This window comes from Bacteroides bouchesdurhonensis, from assembly GCF_900155865.1.
Classification (GTDB): Bacteria; Bacteroidota; Bacteroidia; order Bacteroidales; family Bacteroidaceae; genus Bacteroides; species Bacteroides bouchesdurhonensis.
Genome location: NZ_LT707006.1, coordinates 5,072,079 through 5,096,077, shown reverse-complemented (window position 1 = coordinate 5,096,077; position 23,999 = coordinate 5,072,079). Strand labels below are relative to the sequence as shown.

Sequence of the window (23,999 nt, the reverse complement as noted above, 5' to 3'; positions counted from 1 at the left end):
ACATTACGATTATGAGTAAAATTGAAGATTTGAAATTGCGAAACATTGAAATTTTAAGTGATTCTCAGCTGAGAACAGGAAGTTCCAGTGGTTGTGGTTCTAGTGGTAGTGGTTCCAGTGGTTGCGGTTCCAGTGGTAGTGGTTCCAGTGGTTGCGGTTCCAGTGGTAGTGGTTCCAGTGGTAGTGGTTCCAGCGGTTGTGGTTCTAGTGATAGTTCCGATTCAGGGTTTGGATTTGTACCAGAAGATTGTATGTCTCAAGACGTTTATTATGATTTACTTGATAGAGGAATTTCTGTATCGGGAATTTATGTCTGTGGTATGGGATGGATTATACCAGAAGTTGATGTTACTGGCAGTTCTGGGAGCAGCTCTGCAAGTAGCTCTAGTTGGCCGGATGAAAATGGTAGTTCTTGGTGGTATGGCAGCTCTTGGTGGTATGGTAGCTCTTGGTATGGTAGTTCTGTAAGTGGAAGTTCCACTGGAGGTGGAGGCGGAGGAACAACAGGAAACCGACCTGGTGATAAAGAAAAAGAGCCTTTAGCAGATCAATTGAAAGATCTTATAAAGGATAATGAAAATCTTACGAAAGAACAAATGGATAAACTTGTAGACACATTTGAACAAATGGTAAGTTATTGTGGATATAAAGGTATTTATGAAGATTTGAAAAAGAAAAAAAAAGGCTTTTCTTTAGTGAAAATGGATGATAAATTTTCTTCAACCATGGGGGTTGGAGATGTAAATAGTGGACTTACTATCAGAGATACTGAATCTATAACTCGTAGTGGGCTTTCTCATGAAACCTTTCATTTATTCCAAAAATCTTTGGGTTTGTATGATAGGGGTAATAGAAAACCTTTTGAATGTGAACAAGCGGTTTTTCAGGATATTATGTTTTATGCGCGAAATACTGTTGATGCAGTGTATGATGCTAGTAAAGAGGTAGAGGAATGTTACTATTTATTGTCGAACGGAACAACTAGAGAAGATGATAAGAGATATAGAAACTGGTTGGAGAAAATTACAAAGCATGGAATCCCGTCTCCAGATTCTATTTCATTAGATAGTTTAAAATGGGTTTTTGAAATATTTGAAAAAAAAGGTTCATATAAGAATGAGACTCATGATACAACTAAAGTATATGATTATAAAGCTTTGTATGAAGGTTTGAGATTAGCTGGAGAGCAATGCCAAGAAAATGAAAAAAATAGATGTATAGACAGGTGATAGCTTTGTTGTCAATTTAGCATATTACATGCTATGCAAAAGTGAAGTATTGTGGTTTGAGATGTTTCTTATGGTTCTCACGATTGATTATGAAATCAAAAGAAACTCTCAAATCATGATTATTTGGAATAAAAGATCATAATTTTTTGTTTTATACTTTTTGTTTTGTATCTTGCGTTTACATTATCTGGTGATTACTTAACTTAGTAATTTAACTAAAAGAATATATTATGAAGACGTTATTTTTATTTGTTTCTATTTTGTGTGCTTCTTCTGCACTATTTTCCCAGAATGTTGTAAAGCTGGGGTATTTGAAAACAGACTCGAACACTTATGTTGTGGACTCTTGTAGAAATTGGAAATATTATTATAATCTAAATAACCCATTCAAAGGATTGGAGTTTGTATCACCGGAGGGAAAAATTAGGAAGGTTACTGTTATGGGAGAAAGACCGGATTCTATTGCAATGGAGGTGTTGAAACCTTATTATACAAAAAGAAATGAATCTTCTGTCTATATAAGAGCGAATTATGATTTAAAAGGTGAAATGAAGTTTCTTGAATTTGGCTTCTTTGCCAATATGAAAGTCCCTATACAAGTGTTTGAGGAGCTTGAAAATCGAGTGAAAAAGGAATCTCACCTTAAATTGGATTATGATCCTGAAAGGGCGAAAGGGCTTAACTATATTCAATTAGTCTGGATGTACTAGGTGCCTATTTAACTGAGTAAATTAATTAAAGGCATATATTATGAAGACGTTATTTTTATTTGTTTCTATTTTGTGTGCGTCTTCTGCACTGTTTTCTCAGAATTTGACTTTAATAAAGAAGGTGCATGAGAAAACAGATTCAAATACTTATGTTGTAGAATATTTTTCTCATGGAAGGAAGTTCTATTCCAATGCGAATAATCCGTTTGAAGGATTAGAGGATGGATATTGGCCAGATGGAATTAGAAAAATTACTGTAATGGGAGAAAGACCTGACTCTATTGCAATGGAGGTATTGAATCCTTATCATACAAAAAGAAAGGAAGATATATCTTCTGTCTATATAGCAGCTAATTATGATCTAAAAGGTGAAATGAGGTTTCTTGTGATAGGATTACCTGCTAATGTTGATATTCCTATACAAGTGTTTGAGGAGCTTGAAAATCGAGTAAAAAAGGAATCTCACCTTAAATTGGATTATGATCCTAAAAGAGCGAAGGGTATTAACTATATTCAATTGGTTTGGATGTACTAGAAAAGAAAGACAATGGCTCTCATTGAATTCAGTCTTGCCTATATGATTTGTTGTCACATACTACTTTTGAAAGTAAATATAATCCTTTGCTTATTCATCATTGTCTAAACAGCAGAGTGTGTGATAGTTGAAAAATAATAAATAAGGCTTTTAGAAAGAATTTATTTTAGTAGCTTATAATATTTGTTATTCTACAATAAAGTTTTATCTTTGTAGTACTGAAAACTTGTATGACACCCGGGTCTCGTGCTGTACGACACCCGGGTGTCGTCATGTTCAACACCCGGGTCTTGGTATGCTCGACACCCGGGTGTCGAACAAGATTGGAATACTAACAAAAAAAGAAAGGAGTATAAGATTATGGGAGTTCCTTATGTAGTGCGAAAAAAAGCGGATTTAACGTCCGGGGAAAGAAAAGAATTGTGGTATGCAGTACCGAAGAAGTTGCAACCGAGAGGAGGAGTGAAAAATAGAGAATTAGCGTTATGGATGGAAAAAACAAGCGGCTTCCACCGTGGGCAGATAGAGGGTATTCTTACCGAAATGGTTGCTAACATTCTGCAAATGCTTTCCTTGGGAGAGTCAGTAACCATTGAAGGGTTAGGAACTTTTCAAACGGCATTGACAAGTCCGGGATTTGAGCGTCCGGAACAAGTGACACCGGGAAAGGTATCTGTCTCTCGCGTATATTTCGTGGCACATCCTGATTTTAGCCGGGAAGTGAAAAAGATAAAGTGTGTGCGTATTCCTTTTAAATATTATATGCCGGAAAATATGTTGACGAAAGAGATGAAGAAGGTAGATATGGAACAGGAAAAAGCTGAGTCGGGTACGGAAATATGGGAAGAGGAAGCTGGTGAATAACTAAAATATAAATAAACCCTGGTACTGGTTACCTGAATAATCAGGTACTTTTTGTATCAGGGTTCTATTTTTAATTGAATAGGGCTATTTGTACAATAGTAAATAACTCATTTCATCTTAGAATCAAATCACTATTTTGATTGAAAAGCGTAAGAATAACTTAGCATGTCTTTTTATTCTTTTTAAACAGGCTTTTTCCGCCCATATAAAGTAACCGGAGAATCCACAGCACAAAATAGATGAACAGGCTGATGACAAATACATAGCCTATCTGGGAGAACATTTCGACCCATGGACGTGTATAAACAATAATAGCTATAATGTTAATAATGAACGCAAGGACAAAGCACAATATATAGATATTTCTTTCTCTCTTGATTTTTTTTGAAGTTATGACGATATCTTTCATGGCTTAAAATTTCATGTATGGTATTTTATATTCATCCGGGAAAACAATGCAACGTTCTTCTTCCATAGACTGGTTACCCAGTAAGCAAAGTACTGAAGAACAATAGGCTTCTTCTACAACATCCTTCGCTTTTTCTCCGGTGATGCATGACTGACAGAAGGAAGAAAGAATAGTATCTGATCCGTCCTTCTCGAATCCAACCATACTCAAACCGTTGCTGACATTGCTACCTCCATCGATTACGAAGTGTGGTATATATTCCATCTTGGTTTCGGGGCGCCAGCTAGGACCGGCTGTAGGGATAGCGGCAAATACTTTATCTTTTACCTGATCGATTAATTGGCGGATACCGGTGGTGGAATGGTCTTCTTCCAGATAATAAAGTCCTTTTGACAAATCCATCGTTCCTTTATGTCCCAGAATTTGTTCTTCCATTCCATTGAATTTGTTAGAGATCAATGACTCGTAAGCAATCTTTGCTCCGTTAGAATACCGATAAGTCACATTTACACTATCATAAACCTCCCGGCCGTCTTTCCAGTAAACGATGTCGCCCATACCCATGATGTGTGTTGGCATTTTATGTATTGCCCAGTTGCAGACTTCCAATTGATGGCTACCCAGTTCGGTCATCAAACCGCCGGAACTTTCCTTATAAAGTCGCCAGTTAATTTTACGTTCCAACTCTGGTGAAGGAACAGGACGTCTCCAATCTGCATTACGGAACCAATGGCATCGCATTCCTACTACCTCTCCGATGAGTCCGGAATGAATCATTTGCATTGCCTTGATATATTTCTCATCATACATCCGTTGCATGCAAAAGTAAAGCACTTGGTTGGTATTCTGATAAGTATCGTACACCGTTTTACATTCTTCCAGAGTACGTGCCATTGCTTTTTCGCAAAATACATGTTTGCCGGCGGAAAGAGCATCCAATGTAATACATGCATGCCAATTAAGCGGAGTAGCGATGATAACTCCGTCAATATCTTTAGATTCCAGCAATTTCTTGTAGTCCGTATAAGTTTTTGCATTCGGGAATAATTCCTGTGCAGCTTTCAGATTGGGAGGATAATTGTCACAGATAGCAACTACCTGTGCATGGGGGATCTCTTTGAGGTTGTGAAGGTGGTATTGTCCTCTGGATCCTGTACCGATAACAGCTACCCGCGCTTTTTCACTGCTGATTTCTTTTAGCTTTTCGGGTGTGCAAGAAGTGAGCCAAGGAGTACTCGCCAATAATGCACTTCCTCCGGCAATGTATCCCAGACTTTTAATGAATTGTCTGAGACTAAGGTCTACACCTTTTTCTGTATTGTTCTTCATTGTTTATAATGTATATATTATTCCTTTTATATTCTTGAAATTCGTGTTGATTTGTTCCCGTTGTTGTTCATTGGCAATCATCCAGACGGTGCTAAGTACTTCGGCGTCCAGAGGATCTTCGGAAACTATGGTACTGGCTTTCCGTTGTTCGTCATAGACACCAGTGAGTGGATTGATAATATGTCCGGTGTATTGCCCGGTATTTCCCGAGGTAGATAATGTTGTATCATTGAGATCGAATTCATTTAACGGAATTTGGTTGTATGGATTGAGAAAACTAACTTTCCAGCATGTTCCGTAAGGATGATGCCCAATGCCCATAATGGAACTGTTGCCAAAATTGACAAACGCATTCTTAACGTTTGCGCAAACGATCATCTTCCTGATTTTTTTTAGCGCATATCCCTTGGCAAATCCTCCAAAGTCGAATGATAAATCCGGTTGATTGGAAGAAATAAAACAGTTGCTATGGAAATTTACCTGTGAGAAGTCTTTTAGTGTTATATCGAACAAGTGAAGTGTTTGTTCGTAATATTGGCGGCAAAGCTGTAACATGGTCCATAGCTCTGTGCTTATTGGGGTTTTATTCACTGAAAGATGTTTGTTTAGAAGGGCCACTTCACTTTGAGGGTTGAAACGATCGAGCATTTTCTCCAAACATTTCAGCTCTTCTACAATAGCTGACCATAACTTATCTGCTAATGTTGGGTCGGGATGAATGAGTAAGATGTCGAGCCGGGTTCCCATGATGTGATTCATAAATCCATGAAACATGGATTCGTTTTCATAATATGTACTTTGTACTTCTAACATGCAACGGTTACTTTCTAATTGTCGTATTTCGAACTACAAATATAGGAGAAATCCTTTGAAGATGTTCACGAATAAGATAAATTAATACCCTAGCTGTCTTATTTATGAGATAAATACCTATCTTTGTGGCACTTTTTAGTAAAAAAGCAAACTCAAATTAATAGATAGATAGAAGAAATGGCACAAGAAGACGTTTTTAAGAAACTTGTATCGCACTGCAAGGAATATGGTTTTGTATTTCCTTCGAGCGATATCTACGACGGACTAGGCGCTGTATATGACTACGGTCAGATGGGCGTTGAATTGAAGAACAACATAAAGAAATATTGGTGGGACAGCATGGTACTGTTGCACGAAAACATCGTTGGTATTGACTCTGCCATCTTTATGCACCCAACTATCTGGAAGGCTTCCGGACACGTTGATGCATTCAATGACCCTTTGATTGACAATAAAGATTCTAAAAAACGTTATCGTGCTGACGTATTGGTTGAAGATCAGCTGGCTAAATACGATGATAAGATCAATAAAGAAGTAGCCAAGGCTGCAAAGAAATTCGGTGATGCTTTTGATGAGGCTCAATTCCGTTCTACTAACGGGCGTGTATTGGAACATCAGGCAAAACGTGACGCGTTACATGCACGTTTCGCCAAGGCATTGAATGATAATGATTTTGAAGAGCTTCGTCAGATTATTCTGGATGAAGAAATTGTATGTCCGATCTCCGGAACAAAAAATTGGACAGAGGTTCGTCAGTTCAACCTGATGTTCTCTACTGATATGGGATCTACTTCGGAGGGTGCTATGAAGATTTATCTTCGTCCTGAGACTGCACAGGGGATTTTCGTGAACTACCTGAATGTACAGAAAACAGGTCGTATGAAGGTTCCTTTCGGTATTGCTCAGATTGGTAAGGCTTTCCGTAATGAAATTGTTGCCCGTCAGTTCATTTTCCGTATGCGTGAGTTTGAACAGATGGAGATGCAGTTCTTTGTAAAACCGGGAACAGAACTTGACTGGTTCAAGAAATGGAAAGAAATCCGTCTGAGATGGCATAAGGCTCTGGGATTCGGTGACGATCACTATCGTTATCATGATCATGATAAACTGGCTCACTATGCAAATGCTGCAACTGATATTGAATTCTTAATGCCTTTTGGTTTCAAAGAAGTGGAAGGGATTCACTCCCGTACTAATTTCGACTTGTCTCAACATGAGAAATTCTCAGGAAAGAGTATTAAGTACTTTGATCCGGAATTGAATGAATCTTATACTCCGTATGTGATTGAAACTTCTATCGGTGTAGATCGTATGTTCCTGAGTATCATGAGTGCTGCTTATTGCGAGGAACAACTGGAAAACGGCGAAAGTCGTGTTGTACTGAAATTACCTGCTGCGTTGGCTCCGGTGAAACTGGCTGTTATGCCGTTGGTAAAGAAAGATGGGCTACCTGAGAAAGCTCGTGAGATTATTGATGATTTGAAATTCCATTTCCATTGTCAATACGATGAGAAAGACAGTATCGGTAAACGTTACCGTCGTCAGGACGCGATCGGTACTCCTTACTGTGTGACTGTCGATCACCAGACATTAGAAGACAATTGCGTGACATTGCGTAATCGCGATACAATGCAGCAAGAGCGTGTGGCTATCTCTGAACTGAACAATATTATTGCAGACAGAGTAAGCATCACTTCTCTATTGAAAACTTTACAATAAACCTTTGACGAATGAGTAAAAAAATCTATTTATTCTCTTTAATTTTGTTGGCTTTGGCCTTTGTTTCTTGCGAAGAAACTGAGGAGGTTGGTCGTTATGATAATTGGCGTGCACGAAATGAGGCTTTTATAGACTCATTGGAGAACGTTTATGAAACTGTTCCTGGCAGGGGCGGTTTAGAGCGATTCAGCATGTACATAGATCCGGAAAGATTTATTTATTACAAAGTAAAAACACCTGTCACAACAGATAAACTGAATCAGGATATGATAGGACGGAGACCTACAAGTGCTTCAACGGTTACTACTTATTATAAGGGTATGAATATCCTTCGTGAACGTTTTGATGGCTTTTCGGGGGATAATCCGAATCTGAATGAGTCGAATGCCAATGAAGGAGAAACAAAGGCTTCAAGTTTTGAACTGGGAAGTGTTATTTCCGGTTGGCAGGAAGCACTTCAACATATGGTTGTAGGTGATCGTTGGGAAATTTACATTCCTTGGCAATATGCGTATGGAAGTACTGGTAATTCTGAAGGTCAGGTAGAGATTTTAGGTTATTCTGCATTGATCTTTGACTTACAGTTGCTTGATACTGATTATCCGGCGGCAGTTGATAATAAAGAATAAGATATACAGTAGATAAAAGAATAACGACCTGCTTTTCGAAAAGAGACAGGTCGTTATTTATTTTATTCCATTAAGAATTGCCGGATTGGAAGATATCTTATACCTTCGTAACTATTCCCATTGAAAGTATCTTCTGTAATTACCATTTTGGGATAATTATCTTGTATTTTTAATAAATTTCCAAATTCTCTTTCAATAGTTTTTTCACAATCAATTTTTAGAGCAACTTGAATATATAGTTTTTCACCTTTCTTTTCTGCAATAAAATCTATTTCTTTGTCTCCATAATAACCGACTTTAACCTCGTATCCTTTATATAAAAGGTGATTGTAAACTAGATTTTCTAATATTTTGGCTTTATCTGTGATGCGGTATCCTACGACAATATTTCGTATTCCCATATTCTCGAAATAATATTTCTCTCCGATTTCGAAAACTCGCTTCCCAATCAGATCATATCGTTCTACTCGGTGAATAAGAAAAGCATTACTTAAGTATTCAATGTAATTCTGAATCTGATTAACAGAGATAGTCGTATGTTGAGATTTTAGGTAATCACTAATGTTTTTTGCAGAAAAGAGATTACCTATATTTTCGGATAAGAATTGGATTAGTTTTTCCAAAAACTGTGTATTTCGTAATTTATATCGACTGACAACATCACGAAAAACAATTGTAGAGTATACACTCTTTAGATATTCGTTTACAGTTTCATCTTCAAGCGGGAGATTTAGTAAATAGGGAAGTCCACCGTAACGACTGTATAAAGTATAGCTTTTCTCATTTTCAGATAATTCATGAAATTCGAGAAACTCAGGATAAGAAAGGCTGTATACTTTGAACTCTATATACCTGCCACTTAAATAAGTAGCAAGTTCTCCGGAAAGCATTTTTGCATTACTACCAGTGATGTATATATCATTGTCTTCATTGAGTAGAAGTGAACGGATAACTTTTTCAAATTCAGGAATATCTTGTATCTCATCAACAAAGATGTAGTTTCTTTGATTCGCTTTGCTATTAGTAATTATGTAAGAATGTAGATCCTCTGAAGTTTGCAATGCATTAAATGTGAAATCTTCCAGATTAATATAGATAATGTTAGCATCCGGTTCTTCAAAAAGGATTTCCTCGATAAGTTGATAGAGAAGGAAACTTTTACCAACACGACGCTGACCTGTTAGCACTTTTGCAACAGATTTTCTCATAAAAGGCTTTATTCGCTCAATATAACCTTTTCTTTTTTTCAGGACTTTAGGAAACTTCATTCAATTAAAAGTTTTAATTATACTTCAAATTTTTACGAATATACGGAAAAGTTTTAATTATACTTCAAACTTTTGAGAAATTATAGGAAAGTTTGAAGTATGTTCTAAATGTCGTGGCATTTCAATCTGGCGATTAACGAATTCGATAAGCTTCGATCGCTTTCTTCACCGATCCATGTAATAACAATAGTTTTTGAGCTTCTTCATGATTCAATCCTAATTCTTCCATAATCATTCTGGTTCCCCTTTCCACTAGTTTATGGTTACTGAGTTGCATATTCACCATCTTGTTTCCCTTAACTCTCCCAAGTTGAATCATGACAGAGGTACTGATCATATTCAGAATCATTTTCTGTCCTGTACCAGATTTCATACGGGAACTTCCCGTCACATATTCCGGGCCGACGATCATTTCGATAGCTACATCTGATTCCGCAGCCATAGGAGAGTCCGGATTACTGGTGATACATCCGGTCAGAATACCATGTTTGCGAGCTTCCCGTAAAGCACCAATGACATAAGGAGTGGTGCCGGATGCAGCAATGCCAATTACTGTATCTTTATCATTGATATGATGCTCTGTGAGTTCTTTCCATCCTTGAGCCGTATCATCTTCTGCACCTTCTACGGGATTCCGTAGAGCGGAATCACCTCCGGCAATTAATCCGATCACCCAACTAGGAGGCATACCGAACGTCGGAGGAATTTCGGAAGCGTCGAGCACTCCCAGACGTCCGCTAGTTCCGGCTCCCAGATAGAAGATACGCCCTCCTTGTTTCATTCGAGGGACAATCTGATTGACAAGCTTTTCTATTTGAGGAATAGTTTGTTGTACTGCATGTGCAACTTTTTGGTCTTCCCGATTGATATCTTCCAATATCTCCCGGACGGATTTTTTCTCCAGGGCGTCATAAAGTGATGATTGTTCTGTGATTAGCATCATTTCTCTATCTTTTTTTAAACGTATTACAAGTGAGGAGACATTATCGATGATATTGAATTAATCCTTCCATTGGACTTTGGAATATTTTCCCTAATTTTAAATCCGTTTGTTGCATAGCTTCTTGCAAAACCTCTTTATAGTAATATGCAATAGAACCGATAAAGTGTACCGGATAATGTTTATAATCATACTGCATCACATTTCTGTGAAGGAAAGCGAGAAAGCTGTTGAGTACTAATGAATGAACAGCAGGTTCTTCAATATGCTGTGCCAGAAATGGAGATAAGCTGGCAAGGAAACGATTAGGAAATGGTTGGCGGTAGACACGATCTATAATTTCGGGACTAGTTAAATCAAACTGTTTCAGGAAAGCTTCTTTTAGTGCAGGAGGCAATTGATTTTTTAAGATATCGCCAACTAACAGTTTTCCTAAAACAGCACCGCTTCCTTCGTCTCCCAGAATAAAACCTAGAGGAGATACATTATCTACAATTTCTTCACCATTATAGAAACAGGAATTGGACCCTGTACCCAGAATGCAAACAATCCCGGCTTCATGCCCACATAAACTATGGGCAGCAGCTAGCATGTCCGAGTTTATTTTAATATTCCCAATGACGGGTAGACTGTTAGCGATTGCACGACGGATAATAGGAGCTTTCTCAGGTGTACAGCCGGCACCGTAAAAGTAAACGGCGTCTAACTTCCCTGCTGGCAATTGAGGTAGAAGGGTGGCGGTTAGTTCACGTTGAATATCTTCTTCCGTTTGGAAGAAAGGATTCAATCCTTTTGTTCCAATTCGTTGAATGGGCGTGCCGTTGAGTGCAACACACCAATCGGTTTTAGTAGAACCACTGTCTGCTATTAGTATCATATCATATTTTCTTTTAGGTAGAATATAACTTCATTTATACTTTTCTGCCAAATGAATCATCCAATCGTTTGTGAATCATCCATGCAGCGATAATCCCCGGAATGGTACAAATACAAACCCAGATAAAAAAGTAGGTATAACCAATATGCTCTTGTATCCATCCGGCAGGCATACCCGGGATCATCATGCCAAGTGCCATGAAACCGGTTCCGATGGCATAATGGGCTGTCTTGTGTTCTCCGTCAGCAATGTATATTAAATAAAGCATATAAGCTGTAAAACCGAATCCATAGCCTAACTGTTCAATGGCTACACAAATTGATATGAACAGGGGACTGCTGGGAGTGGTAGCTGCCATCCATACATAAAGCAGGTCAGGCAAGTTGATTGCCAGTGCCATGGGTAATATCCATTTTTTTAGACCGTCACGTGAAACAAGGAAGCCACTAATAATGCCCCCAACTAACAGAGCTACTACCCCTATTGTACCATAAATCATGCCGACTTTTCCGGTGGAAAGAGCTAATCCTCCCAAATCAGCTTTGTCGAGTAAGAAAGGGGAGGCTATTTTTGCCAGTTGTGATTCTCCTAACCGATAGGTGAGGAGGAAGAAAAACATCAGGGGTAAATTTTTTTTTCGAAAGAAAGAGAAGAATGTTTTAAAGAAGTCTTCCAGCAATTTCCTGGGTGTTAATCCTTCCCGTTTTACGTCTGCCTCAGGATGTGGAAGAACTAACCGATGATAAAGAGTCAGAGCGAGGAAAAGTCCTGCCATCAGATAGAAGACAATACTCCATGCCAAAGGGATATTGCCTTGAGATGTTTCTAACCAACCTGCCAGCATGACAAGTATACCTTGGCCGAAAATATTGGCAAAGCGATAAAACATATTTCGAATACCGACAAAAAAGGATTGTTCTTTGTTGGTAAGCCCAAGCATATAGAAACCGTCTGCTGCAATATCATGGGTAGCGGAACTGAATGCCAATAACCAGAAAAAGGCAAGGGTGAACTGTACATAATGTGCTGTCGGAATAAAAAAAGCAATTCCGGCAAATCCGGCAGCAATAAAGCTCTGCATAGCGATAATCCAGGCACGCTTTGTTTTTATCAGATCGACAAAAGGGCTCCACAGTGGTTTGATGATCCAAGGCAGATATAACCAGGAGGTATAGAGTGCGATATCTGTGTTCGATAATCCCAGACGTTTATACATGATGACAGCGATAGTTACCACTGCCACATTGGGGAGCCCTTCTGCAAAATAGAGAGTGGGAATCCAGCTCCAGAGATTTTTATTTCTTGTTGTCATCAGGATGATGTTGTTTTATTAGTATTGTTTTTCAATAGTACTTCCCGGGTAATAGTGGGATAGTATTTCATTATATGTGTAACCTTGTTCTCCCATAACGGCTGCACCGATCTGGCAAAGTCCGACTCCATGCCCCCAACCGGCTCCGGTAAGAATAAAAAGGGAAGGAATTTCTTCTTCCCCTTCTTTGTCAATGACAAAAGCAGAACTGTAGAGGTGAGAGGAAGAGAGTGTACGGCGTATTTCCAACTCTTTTCCTATGATAAGGGTACGTAAAGTCCCTACTATTTTTAGCTTTACGATACGTCCGGAGGTTCCTCGTTCTATTGGGATTAAATCTATGATTTTTCCAAAATCGATTCCTGAACGGTCGTATATCAATTCAGAAAGTTCTTGTTGTGTATAAGTTACTTTCCAACGATAAAAGTCAGTAGTTTCCTGATCGTAATTGTTGAGTACCTGACTCAATATTTTCTTGTCTTGTGTATTACAGAAAGCAGAAGGAGAGGTTCGAATCCATTGATCTGCTTCTGATTCTATGGTCAGATCAGGAAGTTCGTTTGCTGTTTTATCATCCCGTTTGCCAACCAGATAGGGATGTTCCACATTCTTCCAGCAATTTTGAAACTCCTCTAAAGCACCGCCGCAACATTTAGAAAACCGAGCATCACAAATGTGGTTCTCGAACATAAGCACTTCTCCTCGCGTAGAAAAAACTGCTTCGATAGCTTTGGAAGTAGAAGTACGCGTAATTCCTTGATAACGTTGGCAATGATCATCAGCACAAACATCAAAATGAGTGTGTGCTTCGTGGTCGTACCACTTGATAAATGAAGAATGGACTGCGCTGTCAGTTTTTATCTGAGGCTTTTCATTTTCTCTTTCCCGTTCTTCGATTTTGTTGAGTAACCAGCTTCTGGAGATTACAGCGTGCGCTTTTAGTAATTCTAAAGAGGCGGTTGCGCTCATTTCGGATGAAATAACACTTGTCAGGTAATCTTCTATAGGGATAATGTTAATAGCAGTGAGTTTCTTCTCTTCTATAATTAGCTTTAATGTTCCTTTGAAGCGTTGAGGCTCTTTACGTTCCCAGTGGAAGTTGATGCCAATAGTGACATTTTTCAATTCAAAGAATGCAGCATTAGAAAGTTGTGGTGAAAAAGAAATTTCATCATACAAATTCCCCTTCCAATATATTTTTCCTTCTTTATAGACAGCCTTTTGGTCTCCTGCGGATTCTATTTTATCAGAGGAAACAAATGTTTCCGGAAAAGAGAATTCGATCTCTTTTCCGGAAAGGATTCCGACTGTTATTAGAGGTTCTTTCATAAAGCTGTTTGAATACGGTTGATAACTTGTTCCAACTTTTCTTTGGGCATAGAGACTTCACGGCAGATAGCATGTATCTTTTCCGGAGTTAATTTAGGAATATCTTCTTCGCGTGCAATCGGGAATAGTCCGCTCATCTCGGCAATAGCCGGGCTGATAAGTATTTGCTCATCACCTTCTGCATAGTAGCAGTCCGGTCGGTGTTTGCTACGTAAAAAGAGGATACAGCTATAACGAAGCGTCAGGTCATGCATTTCTTCTTTATAGTCACGATAGAAGTCTTTATTTTTTTCCAGTCCATACCAAGCGAGAATGTTCATCAGGGGCTCCTTGCCATTATTTTCAGCCGCAAGGATATCGTAGATGACTTTGAATAGGTGAGACATCTCCTTTTTGTTTTTTGTTTTGAGGTAAAGAGCACTGACCGGGTCATCAGTATAAAACAGAGCTTTGCTGCCAGTTTCAAATAACTCGCTTACATGCCAGTCGTTCCATATCAAAGCTGATAGATCCTCTCCTTTAACAGCAGCTTGGAAATGAGCATGATCAGGGGCAGAGGCTCCACATTCCGGACCATTATACATGAATAGATATTCTTTCAGGTTTTCTGTCAGTTCTATTAAATCTTCAAAGCGGGTGGCGATAGATTGGGGTGTATGATTAATTGCAGCTATTGTCAGGTGCTCTTCGAATATAGGATAAGGGTTGACTAATATCTGATAATTTTTATAATTAACAGCCTTTTGTTCTGCCGGGCGGTTTTCCTGACAAAGAAAGCAGGGGCGAGCTTGAATAGAAGAAGCGTCTGTTTGGGCAGCTGTGGAGAGGATTCGTTTGGGATTTGGGAATGCATCCGCGTATATCGACCAGCCCTCTTTGTACTGTTTGATTGATTTCGATTGTCTGCGATAACCTCTAAGTGCGTGATAATTCTCCTTAGCTAGTTCCCAAGAGTGAATTTGTTCTGTAAACAGTTGTTCTACCTCTTTAGAAAGATTCTGAATACCTTTCTGTTGCAGAATTCTCTTTTGCAATTCCCAGCTACGTAGGCGGTCTTTATAGATATTATTCTGATTGACTTTTTCAATAGGAAGTGCCGCATCCGAATTTCCTTCCCAACGGCGGCACAGATAGACTACATCATATACTCGTCCTATCTGATAATCCCGTGAGATTCTTAGTCCGAGAGCATAGTCTTCACCGTAGCTTGTGTTTGGAACATTGATTTCACGAAGCAGCGGAGTGAAGAATGCGCGGGGAGCTCCAAGTCCATTGATGCGTAATGCATTATTTCGTCCGTTTTCGGGTGTCCATTCTTTGTGGTCTATGATACCGGGAGCAATTTCATTCATATTAAAGTCTGTCATCATGTAGGTACCAATTACCATAGCGCAGTTCTGTTGATAGAATGCGTCTACCATGATTTGTAGCGTATGTTCGTCTTTATACACGTCATCGCTATCGAGCTGAATGGAAAACTTACCGCATTTTTCGTGATGAACACCTACATTCCAACAACCTCCGATACCAAGATCCTCTTTTTCAGGAATTACATGAATCAGTCGTTTGTCTGCACTGAGTTCACGAAGTGCTTCGGTAGTTCCGTCTGTAGAATGATTGTCGATAACAATAACATTAAACGGAAAAGATGTTTGTTGGCACAAAGCGGAACGGACTGCATCTTTGATAGTACGGATACGGTTGCGTACGGGAATAATGACGGAAGCCTCCACATCGAAAGTAGAAGATGAAAAATTAATCGGCTGAAAATCGGGAGCTAGGTATCCGCCAATAACTTTCAGATGATTAGTACATGCCTTTTCCATTTCAATCTGCACTTCCCGGTTCTTCGGATTAACATAGTCAAATTGTTTTTCTCCGCTTTTCCGATGGTCATTTTCTATTTCCGTATATAGATATTCGTTGATATGTTCCAACTTGCTTTTCTGAGAAATCTTGAGTCGCAGATCATAGATACCTGCATATTGGTAGTTCTCTTTGGAACTCTTTACCGCTTTTTTGAAAACATCGGATTGAAACAATAATACCGAACCGAAATCAAAATCATCACGCAAACTGCCCAATTGATAATCGATGACAGGAGCTGCTTTCTGTGTTCCATCTATCTGCTGAAAATGATCGGCATAAGTCATACCTGCCTGAGTCATTTCCATAACTTGCACCATTCGTTCGAGAGCAAATTGCCCGAGTTTCAATTCTGTGGGCTTAGTATATAATAAGGTGTACGGAACATCGGAATGTGCTGCAATAGCTTTCATTGCTTGTGTAGACTGGAAGTTATTGACAGAGATCAGTTCACAGCCCGGAATACAGACACTGGTAATTTCCGGTGTCATTAAATAAATTTTGTTTACTAACTCCGATGCGCGTAATTCTTTTACTGTTTGCATACTTTCTTTTAGTCTGCTAAAAGGAAGAAAACAGTTGATTGTTGCTTTCATTTTTATTTGCTATTTTATGGTACGGGTGGCAGATACTACATGCTTCTCGTTTCTTTTGATGAGTAGACAAAGTCCTAAAAAAGTAAAGAATGCGTTAAGTATCAGTAGCTCGTAACTGATTTGATATCCATTGAACCATGCTTCCGAATTACTTTGAAGGATGTAGCAAAGTATAGGAGAGAGAATGGCTACGAATGGAATATATTTATCGTTTATCTGTTTCTTGGTGAAAATGCCGAAAGCGAACAGACCGAGAATCGGTCCGTATGTATAGCTGGCTAAAGTATATACAGCATCGATAACACTGGTGTTATTGAGCAAACCGAATACAAATATGACTATCCCCATCACAACTGCCATGCTGATGTGAACCCGTTTACGAAGTTTGCTCAAGGTTGCTTCTTCTTTGCTTTTAGCGTGCAATATGTCTACTGTAAAAGAGGTAGTCAGAGCTGTTAATGCTGATCCGGCAGCGGAATAGGCGGATGAGACTAACCCTATAATAAACAAAATACCGACGATACCGGGGAAATAACTACTGGTTGCTATCATAGGAAAGAGCTCGTCACTCTTTGACGGAGCAGTAAGCCCTTGCTGTGCAACGAATGTATAAAGTAATACACCTAACATCAGAAAAAGTAAGATGACAAAGAATTGTGAGATACTGCTGGTGATCATATTCTTCTGAGAATCCCGGAAGTTTTTGCAACTCAGATTGCGTTGCATCATATCCTGGTCTAAACCATTCATTGCGATGACAGTGAAGACACCTGCCAGAAATTGTTTGAAGAAATATCGTTTGTCGTTGATATCGTTAAAAAAGAATATACGTGAAAGGTCACTATCTGAGATCGTATTTACTAATCCTCCGAAATTAAGTTTCAAATCCGAAGCGATATAATAAATACACAGCACAACCGAAACAACCAGGCAAAAGGTTTTCAGAGAATCTGTCCAGATCAGCGATTTCACTCCTCCGCGGAAGGTATAAAGCCAAACCAAAGCTACAGTAATAGCTACATTCAGGATAAACGGAAGATGGAAAGGTTCGAATACAAGCAATTGAAGAGTAAGGCATACCAAGAAAAGGCGGACGGCTGCTCCCAACATCTTAGAGATAAAAAAGAACCAAGCCCCTGTCCGGTATGATGAAGTTCCAAACCGATTTTCCAGATATTCGTAGATGGACACCAAGTTCATTCGATAAAACAGAGGGACGAGTATGAACGCAATGATAAACTGTCCGACAATAAATCCAAGTACCATTTGAAGATAGGAGAAACAACTGCTTCCTACCATGCCCGGCACAGATACAAAAGTAACTCCAGAAATAGTAGAACCTATCATTGCAAAAGCTACTACATACCAACTGGACTTTCGGTTGCCTACAAAGAATCCTTCGTTGTCCGCTTTCCGTCCCGCAATGTATGAAACGGTGAACAATAATGCAAAATAGGCAATGATGGTGATGGTTACGGCAATCGGACTCATTTTGTGTTATTTTTCATTTCTTTCCTACAAAAGTAGATAAAATCTCATAGATACACTTATTCTTGAGCGTTTTTTATTCCGGGGGTGCCGCCGGTTGCATTTTTTGAGGAGGTCCAGTTCTTGCTGAAAGCAGAAGCTAGCTCCGGTGATTTTTTCTCCAGGGATACACCTTGTTTCCTTTTCTTGTCGGTATGTATCTGGTCGGAATAGCCGCATTTATCAATAAGTCGGGGCTGTTCTTCATTGGTGACTATAGCAAGATGACCTCCTTGATTGTTTATTCGTGGGAATTTCGTCGTTTCTATCATTGTTTCCCCACTTACTTTATGCTTTTTAATCAAAGTACTTACCGATTTGGTGAAACAAACGTATCCATGAGACGGAACGTTTATGACTTGGCTACCGTCAGATGGCTCTAACACCGCTGTTGTAGTGGTTTGCGTCGTACCGGATTCATCAGAGACATATCTTAATAATTTGAATGGTGGAATAGAAACCATCTGATCCGAAGGATTGTAAAGCTCTATATATTCTGCGCCATCTGTTGCGTTGTCATACATGACCTCATTGAATACTAACAGATTTCTCACATCTTCCGGATAACTAGGTACATCAGGATCTTCCGGAGTATCCGGTTCGTCGGGAGTATCCGGATTGCCGGGAACCTCTTCCGATCCGTCCGGATCAGTGGTTGTTTCCACATCACCTGAGAGTTGAATGTGATGAAATGTAAATCCGCTGCAACGGCTTTTGGTATAAACACAGTATATGCCGCAATATTCAGAACTTTGAATACTTGTATCTCTTATCTGTTTTTCTTTCGTATATTCATTTTCTGATTCCAGTCGCGTCCAGAAAGTCCAGTAGCCATTGTCATCACATTCTACTTTGATATACAGTTTAGGAGAGTTGTTCCCTTTCATTAATTCCCTTCCTGAAGCGAGTAATACAGATACATTCTCATTCTGACGATAAAGGGCGACATTATCTTTGGCTCCTCCAATTTGGAGATAATAACCCTGTAGAGTATTGGATAAAGTTGCTGTGGAAGAGCTAAGATAAAAGCGGGCATAATTATTAGCAGAAGGATTAAAAGTCAGTTTCACCCCGAGCTCCCAACGGGTGTTTCTTACCGTGGAAGAAGGAAAAGCGAGATAAGCTGTTCCGGCAGCTTCTTGCGGATCATCCAGTCGTACTCCCTCTTTTGAGGTAATTGTAAATTTGTCGGTTTCTCCCGACCAGGCAAGTTGAGTTACAGAATCATCATTTCCCTCTTCTTCCTTTTCTTCATCTTCAATGTTTAGTGCGCAGCTGCCGAAGATGAGGCAGCATATCATGCTGAATAGTTGATAGAACTTCATACGGTCAATTTTATTCGTTGTTTAGGGCCGTATGGGCTTTTCTCGATTTCGGCTTTAATACCACAAAGATACAGTAGAACTTTTGGAATATGCCTATGGAGTCAATTCTTTTTGTCCCAAAAAGAAAAAATATGGTTCACGTACCGTTTAGAGATAGAAATTTAACGAGCTACACCAATTCTATTTACAGGAAAAAACTCGCCATCTTTGGTTTTCATCTATCAAAGACAGCCTTATAGGGAGATGCTTTTAGTATGTAGAATCACTTTCCTTCATAGTTATATTTTTGAATAACTAGCTATGCTCTAATAGATTATGATGAAGCATCTTTTATGATAACATTTCTATGTTTGGATTTCCATTAAAACAATGCCGCTAAATAAGCATAGTAGTAACAAAAATGTTTCTTCATTATATGTTGCTGATTGATAGGACGGTATGAGTAAATATGACATGAACCTAACATCTTTTCATTTGCTGAAAAAACGGGTAATATACCGGAAAAAAGACTTCAATGTTTTTTTAAATACCCCAATGATGGAAAAAAACATTTGAATAAACAAAAACAAACTTCTCATAGTTTAAACGGACCGTATCATTTGTTATAATTGACCGCTTAATTTTATTCAATCAATAGCTTGATTTTAAATATGGTATTATTTAAGAACTTGGTCATAAATATCATCTAATGAAAGAAATTCATGATTAAATGGTTCAACTATCTGGGCTATATTAAGTAAATTGTTAGGGGGATGTAATTCATAATATTTTTATTTGTGTTTCAGTTCAAGGTTGCATTTTTGTTAAATATAGTATGAATTCTGATATGTCTGTTATATGTAGGCTGAGATTTGTAATAGATTAACAAATCTAGTATGATAAAACAAGCAGTTCTTTTCTTAATATACACGAAAGATGTACTTAAGAAAATAACTGCATTGCTTTTTGCAAAGTTTCCTTTAACTCTTTGGCAATAACTAATTGGATGTATTTTCCATCAAACATAAATTGGGTTTTCCTATCACTGTCTCATAATTGGAGGGTGAGGGGCAAAGCCATTGAAAGATGCAATTACAGCAAGGTTCCTGATTACGGATTTTGAGCCATGATTTTCCTTCGGTTAATTCCCGATAAACGACGCTATGTGGTGTATCATTGATCGTTCCGATGGAAGGATCATTCAGATTTGCGTATATTTTACCATCTGGTAAAACAATTAAGTTGCCAAACGAGAAAATATTTAGTTTTTGTTGAATAAAAACCTGACGTTTAGATAGTTCGATCTCTGAAATACTTTCTGAATCTATATAGAGATTGTTTTCAAAGAAAGATAAATTCTCTTCGGTATATATAGGTACTATTTCTACTTTTGATAGTTCATTCTTTTCTATACAAGAGTTTGCATTCTTATATTCTTCTTCAGAACGGATAAGAAAAATAAAAGAAACAAGAGGTAACTGCTTAATGGCTTTCATTAATTTTTCTATCACTGAATAATCGGATACAAGTACTGTATATGAAATCGCCTTATTCTCCCAATCCTGATTCGTTTCTATGTATTTTAAGAAATCATTATCCAGACAATAGACTGATATTCTTCTAAATCCAAAATCCAGAATGTCTGATAATAACCCTTTAAAGTTAGGGTATGATGCTACATCCCCCACTAATGCCATTTCTCTCAGATAACTGCATGCACGGGCATTCTTAACAAATGATAAAATACTTCCATGATCGAGTACCGAACTTGTTTGAACCGGATGGTATACTGTTTGTTTGGTATAAGCAATATTCCCGTAATTACTTCCATTAATGTGGATAATTATTTTATGAAGGTTATTAATAACATTGCCATCAATGCCGCGTTTATGTTCCCACTCGTAATATTTCACGTCATCTTGCACTTTAAGTTCCGGTTTCATTGATACCGGTCTTTTATTTAATCCGTCATCTAAAACCAACTGACCGCTCTCCGAAGATATAATTTCATCTACCCATTCCTTTATTTGTGGCTTTTGTAGAAGTTCTTCCGACAAATCAACTCGGTATAGCTGATCAATATCAAGTAAAGTTTCAGCCAAATCCGACAGTTCTCCTTTGTTTTCAAAGTAGATTTTCTTGTAATTTTTTGCATTATAGATACATCCTCTATTTTGCTTTACCCATAGGAAAGTATCCGGATATAAAATCAACCAATATTTTTTCATTCCACTATTATCTTATTATGACATTTTTTAAGATTTTGTTATAAAGCTTCGGATGTTGGTCCAAATAGTCCATGCTGTATTCTTTTTGTTTTTCAAGTTGCTTAGCTGACCAATAACTGTGACATTTGGATGTCTTATCATGTATATCGTCTATCTGATATACACATTGTGCACAAGTATGTCTGACTGCGCAAGTCTTACATTGGTTGACATAACGGAATATATATTCATTATGCTGTTGGGCGGCTTGTTCCAAATCAAGTTCCACTTTCTCATCTGTAATCTGTCCTAATGCAAACTCATGATTTATTTTTTCACATTGAAGAATACGTCCTTTTACTGTTACAAACATTTTCTTTGCAAAAGGAGGACATGTACCGGATGGTGGGAATGGAAGTCCTACTCTACCCAATAATAATTCATTGTAATTATTGAATACATTCCCTGTTTGATAGTGGATATAATTAAGAAGCATACCAGTTTCTGGACCTTTAATGAACAATTCTTTTTTCAATGCTTCACAATTAGTAGCTTTTTGTATACTCTCAGACATATTCTGATAAGTCTGATAAAACTCTTCTACCTTATCTTTACGAATTCCGGAGTTATTCAATGGAGAGATAGCAGTTTCTTTGCCAAATTCATCTTTAATAAAGCGATAAGCCGATTCGACTCCATTTCGATTGTGTAAAACGGAATTGAACATTACAAAATGCTTGAAATACGTAGGATACTTGGAACGTAATAACTGCACATTGGAAAAAACCTTATTGAAAGAGTTTTGTCCTTTGGCATCTACACGATAACTTTGTCCTTTTTCATCTCCATCCAAACTGATTAGTAAACGGAATTCTTTTTCAACCAAAAAGTCCATATATTTATCGAGCAGCATTGCGTTAGTAGTCATATTATAATGAAACTTTTTGCCGATAGGGTTTAAGCTTTCCAAATAATCAATTACCTGCTTGATAAAGGGTACATTCAATAATGGCTCTCCACCGTAAAAACTTATTGAGATCGGATTATTAACATCAGCACAATATTGCTTCTTCCAATATTCATAAAGATAATCAATAATTAACTTTGCTTTTTGAAAAGGAAATTTTAAATTTTCTCTTTGGTCGTATCCTTCATATAAATCTGCATACCCGCAATATTTGCAACGTAAATTGCAGGCATCAGTTACTTCAAAGATCAACTGCTTTAAGTTCATTAGATTATATTCTATCTCCATCGGGGATATTTTTCTAAACTTATCCATTGTGTTATTCTTTAAATTTGATCAACATTAATACCGGATTGTCATCTTCTTTAAGTTTAGAAGCAATCTCTTTCAATTCTCCCTCCAATTTACCGTCGTTATAATCTTTAAGTAGTCTTTCGGGAGTTATACGACAAAGAGCTGTGTTTTTAGGTAAATTTATTTTGCCGCCTTTCATTGGGAAGGAAATAGGAAGACGCGTAGCGAGCCGATAGAATTCGTCAGACTGTTTGTCGTAAATCATATTAATAGACGATATGCGCTCCTCGAATTTCATCTTACATGCTAAGAAAGAGATATATCTATCGGTAAAAAAATCAACTCCTACCAACATTGGGGGATCCATTTTATGTGTTGATGGATTCTTTATCATTATAGGTGTTAGCTTTCTCTCTTTCAGAGAATAAATAGTATCGTCTACATGTTCTGTAATCATAATATCTGGAGTGTTTTGAGACAAAGGGAATATACCTATAGATAGAATTGCTGTTCTTTTCCCATTTTTCATTTCCTTGGCTTTGTTACCCGTTCTGTTAGGTATGCAATAATTCAAAGGAGTTATTTCTCCTGTCTGTTTCGAAATAAAGAAATAAGGATTATCTCTTTTTCTGCAATCTTCCTGATTTGACTCATCCGCGTGATCCAGAAAGTAAACGTTATAGCAAAATAGATAATCTTTATCATAATTCATTAAACATTCAGGAAAAAATTTTCTAGGTAAAGCTAGTTCGCGTTTAAATTTTCCATCGATTGAATAAACGAAAATTTTTTCTTTATGAATATCTTCAACAAATAATTCTTCCTTTTTTTTCATCTAGAACAATGTCATATATTTTGAAATATTCTTCCGGTCCTCCTCCACTGCGGTTGAAAGAATATAGACTCTTCCCTTTCCGGTTAAATACATGAATCTGACCATTGTCATTCTGATATATAATATAATGGTCTGAAACGACATTTGGACGAGGGCGATTAACTAAAGTACTATCATTTGTTTCTAACGGGATATATTCTATATTTGCGATGTCTTCCAAAATTAGTACCTTTTTAGGAGTTTTGGTCATATCAATAACTATTGGATCTATTCTAACATCCTTTACTGAATCGTTTGTAGTCTCAGTAGTACTGGATGATGTAGGTTTAGTGGAACAACCTGCTAGTATACAAACAATAACAATTAAATATTTCATATTATTTTATATAATTAAGTTCAATAATAAAGTAATTAATACCACATAAATGCATCTGGTGAGT

At 37.9% G+C, this 23,999-nt stretch carries 20 protein-coding genes; 6 read left to right on the top strand and 14 right to left on the bottom strand.

What is annotated here, in order from left to right; genetic code table 11:
* Positions 1-11: 11 nt before the first annotated feature.
* The 4 genes from CZ225_RS21930 to CZ225_RS21915 all read left to right on the top strand — a co-directional run bounded on the left by CZ225_RS21930 (position 12) and on the right by CZ225_RS21915 (position 3,338).
* Positions 12-1,229, top strand: coding sequence for a hypothetical protein (locus tag CZ225_RS21930; protein WP_077155503.1), 1,218 nt, complete (start codon positions 12-14; stop codon positions 1,227-1,229).
* Between the two features lie 230 nt (positions 1,230-1,459).
* On the top strand, positions 1,460-1,939 hold the full coding sequence (locus CZ225_RS21925; RefSeq protein WP_077155502.1) for a hypothetical protein: 480 nt from the start codon (positions 1,460-1,462) through the stop codon (positions 1,937-1,939).
* Positions 1,940-1,979: 40 nt separating this feature from the next.
* Entirely contained in the window at positions 1,980-2,474 is a 495-nt protein-coding gene (locus CZ225_RS21920; RefSeq protein ID WP_077155501.1) for a hypothetical protein, read from the top strand.
* Positions 2,475-2,834: 360 nt separating this feature from the next.
* Positions 2,835-3,338, top strand: a complete 504-nt coding sequence (locus CZ225_RS21915) for an HU family DNA-binding protein (protein WP_077155500.1) — start codon at positions 2,835-2,837, stop codon at positions 3,336-3,338.
* A gap of 412 nt (positions 3,339-3,750) precedes the next feature.
* On the opposite strand, the gene CZ225_RS21905 is transcribed toward CZ225_RS21915, so the two are convergent.
* Both CZ225_RS21905 and CZ225_RS21900 read right to left on the bottom strand, forming a co-directional pair.
* A complete protein-coding gene (locus CZ225_RS21905; RefSeq protein ID WP_077155498.1) occupies positions 3,751-5,076 on the bottom strand; it encodes a Gfo/Idh/MocA family protein in 1,326 nt (441 codons plus the stop codon).
* 3 nt (positions 5,077-5,079) lie between these two features.
* Entirely contained in the window at positions 5,080-5,850 is a 771-nt protein-coding gene (locus CZ225_RS21900) for an FAD:protein FMN transferase (RefSeq protein WP_077155946.1), read from the bottom strand.
* A 216-nt stretch (positions 5,851-6,066) separates the two neighbouring features.
* Here CZ225_RS21900 and CZ225_RS21895 point away from each other — a divergent pair, with 216 nt between their 5' ends.
* Together CZ225_RS21895 and CZ225_RS21890 are read left to right on the top strand one after the other, a co-directional pair.
* Positions 6,067-7,608 (top strand): glycine--tRNA ligase, encoded by a 1,542-nt coding sequence (locus CZ225_RS21895; RefSeq protein WP_077155497.1) that lies wholly within the window; start codon positions 6,067-6,069, stop codon positions 7,606-7,608.
* A gap of 11 nt (positions 7,609-7,619) precedes the next feature.
* On the top strand, positions 7,620-8,237 hold the full coding sequence (locus CZ225_RS21890) for a BamJ family beta-barrel-assembly machinery protein (protein ID WP_077155496.1): 618 nt from the start codon (positions 7,620-7,622) through the stop codon (positions 8,235-8,237).
* A 62-nt stretch (positions 8,238-8,299) separates the two neighbouring features.
* Here the strand turns inward: CZ225_RS21890 and CZ225_RS21885 are convergent, their stop codons facing one another.
* The 12 genes from CZ225_RS21885 to CZ225_RS21830 form a co-directional block, all read right to left on the bottom strand.
* Entirely contained in the window at positions 8,300-9,505 is a 1,206-nt protein-coding gene (locus tag CZ225_RS21885) for an ATP-binding protein (protein ID WP_077155495.1), read from the bottom strand.
* 133 nt (positions 9,506-9,638) lie between these two features.
* Positions 9,639-10,445 carry an N-acetylmuramic acid 6-phosphate etherase gene (gene murQ / locus CZ225_RS21880; RefSeq protein WP_077155945.1) on the bottom strand — a complete coding sequence of 269 codons (807 nt, stop codon included), beginning with the start codon at positions 10,443-10,445 and terminating at the stop codon, positions 9,639-9,641.
* A gap of 43 nt (positions 10,446-10,488) precedes the next feature.
* Positions 10,489-11,322 carry an ATPase gene (locus CZ225_RS21875; RefSeq protein WP_077155494.1) on the bottom strand — a complete coding sequence of 278 codons (834 nt, stop codon included), beginning with the start codon at positions 11,320-11,322 and terminating at the stop codon, positions 10,489-10,491.
* 34 nt (positions 11,323-11,356) lie between these two features.
* Entirely contained in the window at positions 11,357-12,634 is a 1,278-nt protein-coding gene (locus CZ225_RS21870) for an MFS transporter (RefSeq protein WP_077155493.1), read from the bottom strand.
* An 18-nt stretch (positions 12,635-12,652) separates the two neighbouring features.
* Positions 12,653-13,963, bottom strand: coding sequence for a SpoIID/LytB domain-containing protein (locus CZ225_RS21865; protein WP_077155492.1), 1,311 nt, complete (start codon positions 13,961-13,963; stop codon positions 12,653-12,655).
* On the bottom strand, positions 13,960-16,425 hold the full coding sequence (locus tag CZ225_RS21860) for a DUF4922 domain-containing protein (RefSeq protein ID WP_077155491.1): 2,466 nt from the start codon (positions 16,423-16,425) through the stop codon (positions 13,960-13,962). The genes CZ225_RS21865 and CZ225_RS21860 overlap by 4 nt, the downstream gene beginning before the upstream one ends.
* 9 nt (positions 16,426-16,434) lie before the next feature.
* Positions 16,435-17,916 carry a sodium:solute symporter gene (locus CZ225_RS21855; RefSeq protein WP_077155490.1) on the bottom strand — a complete coding sequence of 494 codons (1,482 nt, stop codon included), beginning with the start codon at positions 17,914-17,916 and terminating at the stop codon, positions 16,435-16,437.
* Between the two features lie 56 nt (positions 17,917-17,972).
* Positions 17,973-19,277 carry a lamin tail domain-containing protein gene (locus CZ225_RS21850; protein WP_077155489.1) on the bottom strand — a complete coding sequence of 435 codons (1,305 nt, stop codon included), beginning with the start codon at positions 19,275-19,277 and terminating at the stop codon, positions 17,973-17,975.
* 977 nt (positions 19,278-20,254) lie between these two features.
* A complete protein-coding gene (locus CZ225_RS21845; RefSeq protein ID WP_077155488.1) occupies positions 20,255-21,484 on the bottom strand; it encodes a TIGR04150 pseudo-rSAM protein in 1,230 nt (409 codons plus the stop codon).
* Positions 21,485-21,491: 7 nt separating this feature from the next.
* Positions 21,492-22,745: a radical SAM peptide maturase gene (locus CZ225_RS21840; protein ID WP_077155487.1), complete on the bottom strand. Its 1,254-nt coding sequence runs from the start codon at positions 22,743-22,745 to the stop codon at positions 21,492-21,494.
* A 4-nt stretch (positions 22,746-22,749) separates the two neighbouring features.
* On the bottom strand, positions 22,750-23,559 hold the full coding sequence (locus CZ225_RS21835; RefSeq protein ID WP_077155486.1) for a 6-bladed beta-propeller: 810 nt from the start codon (positions 23,557-23,559) through the stop codon (positions 22,750-22,752).
* A complete protein-coding gene (locus tag CZ225_RS21830; protein WP_077155485.1) occupies positions 23,531-23,935 on the bottom strand; it encodes a 6-bladed beta-propeller in 405 nt (134 codons plus the stop codon). Before CZ225_RS21830 ends, CZ225_RS21835 begins: the two co-directional genes overlap by 29 nt.
* Positions 23,936-23,999 lie beyond the last annotated feature (64 nt).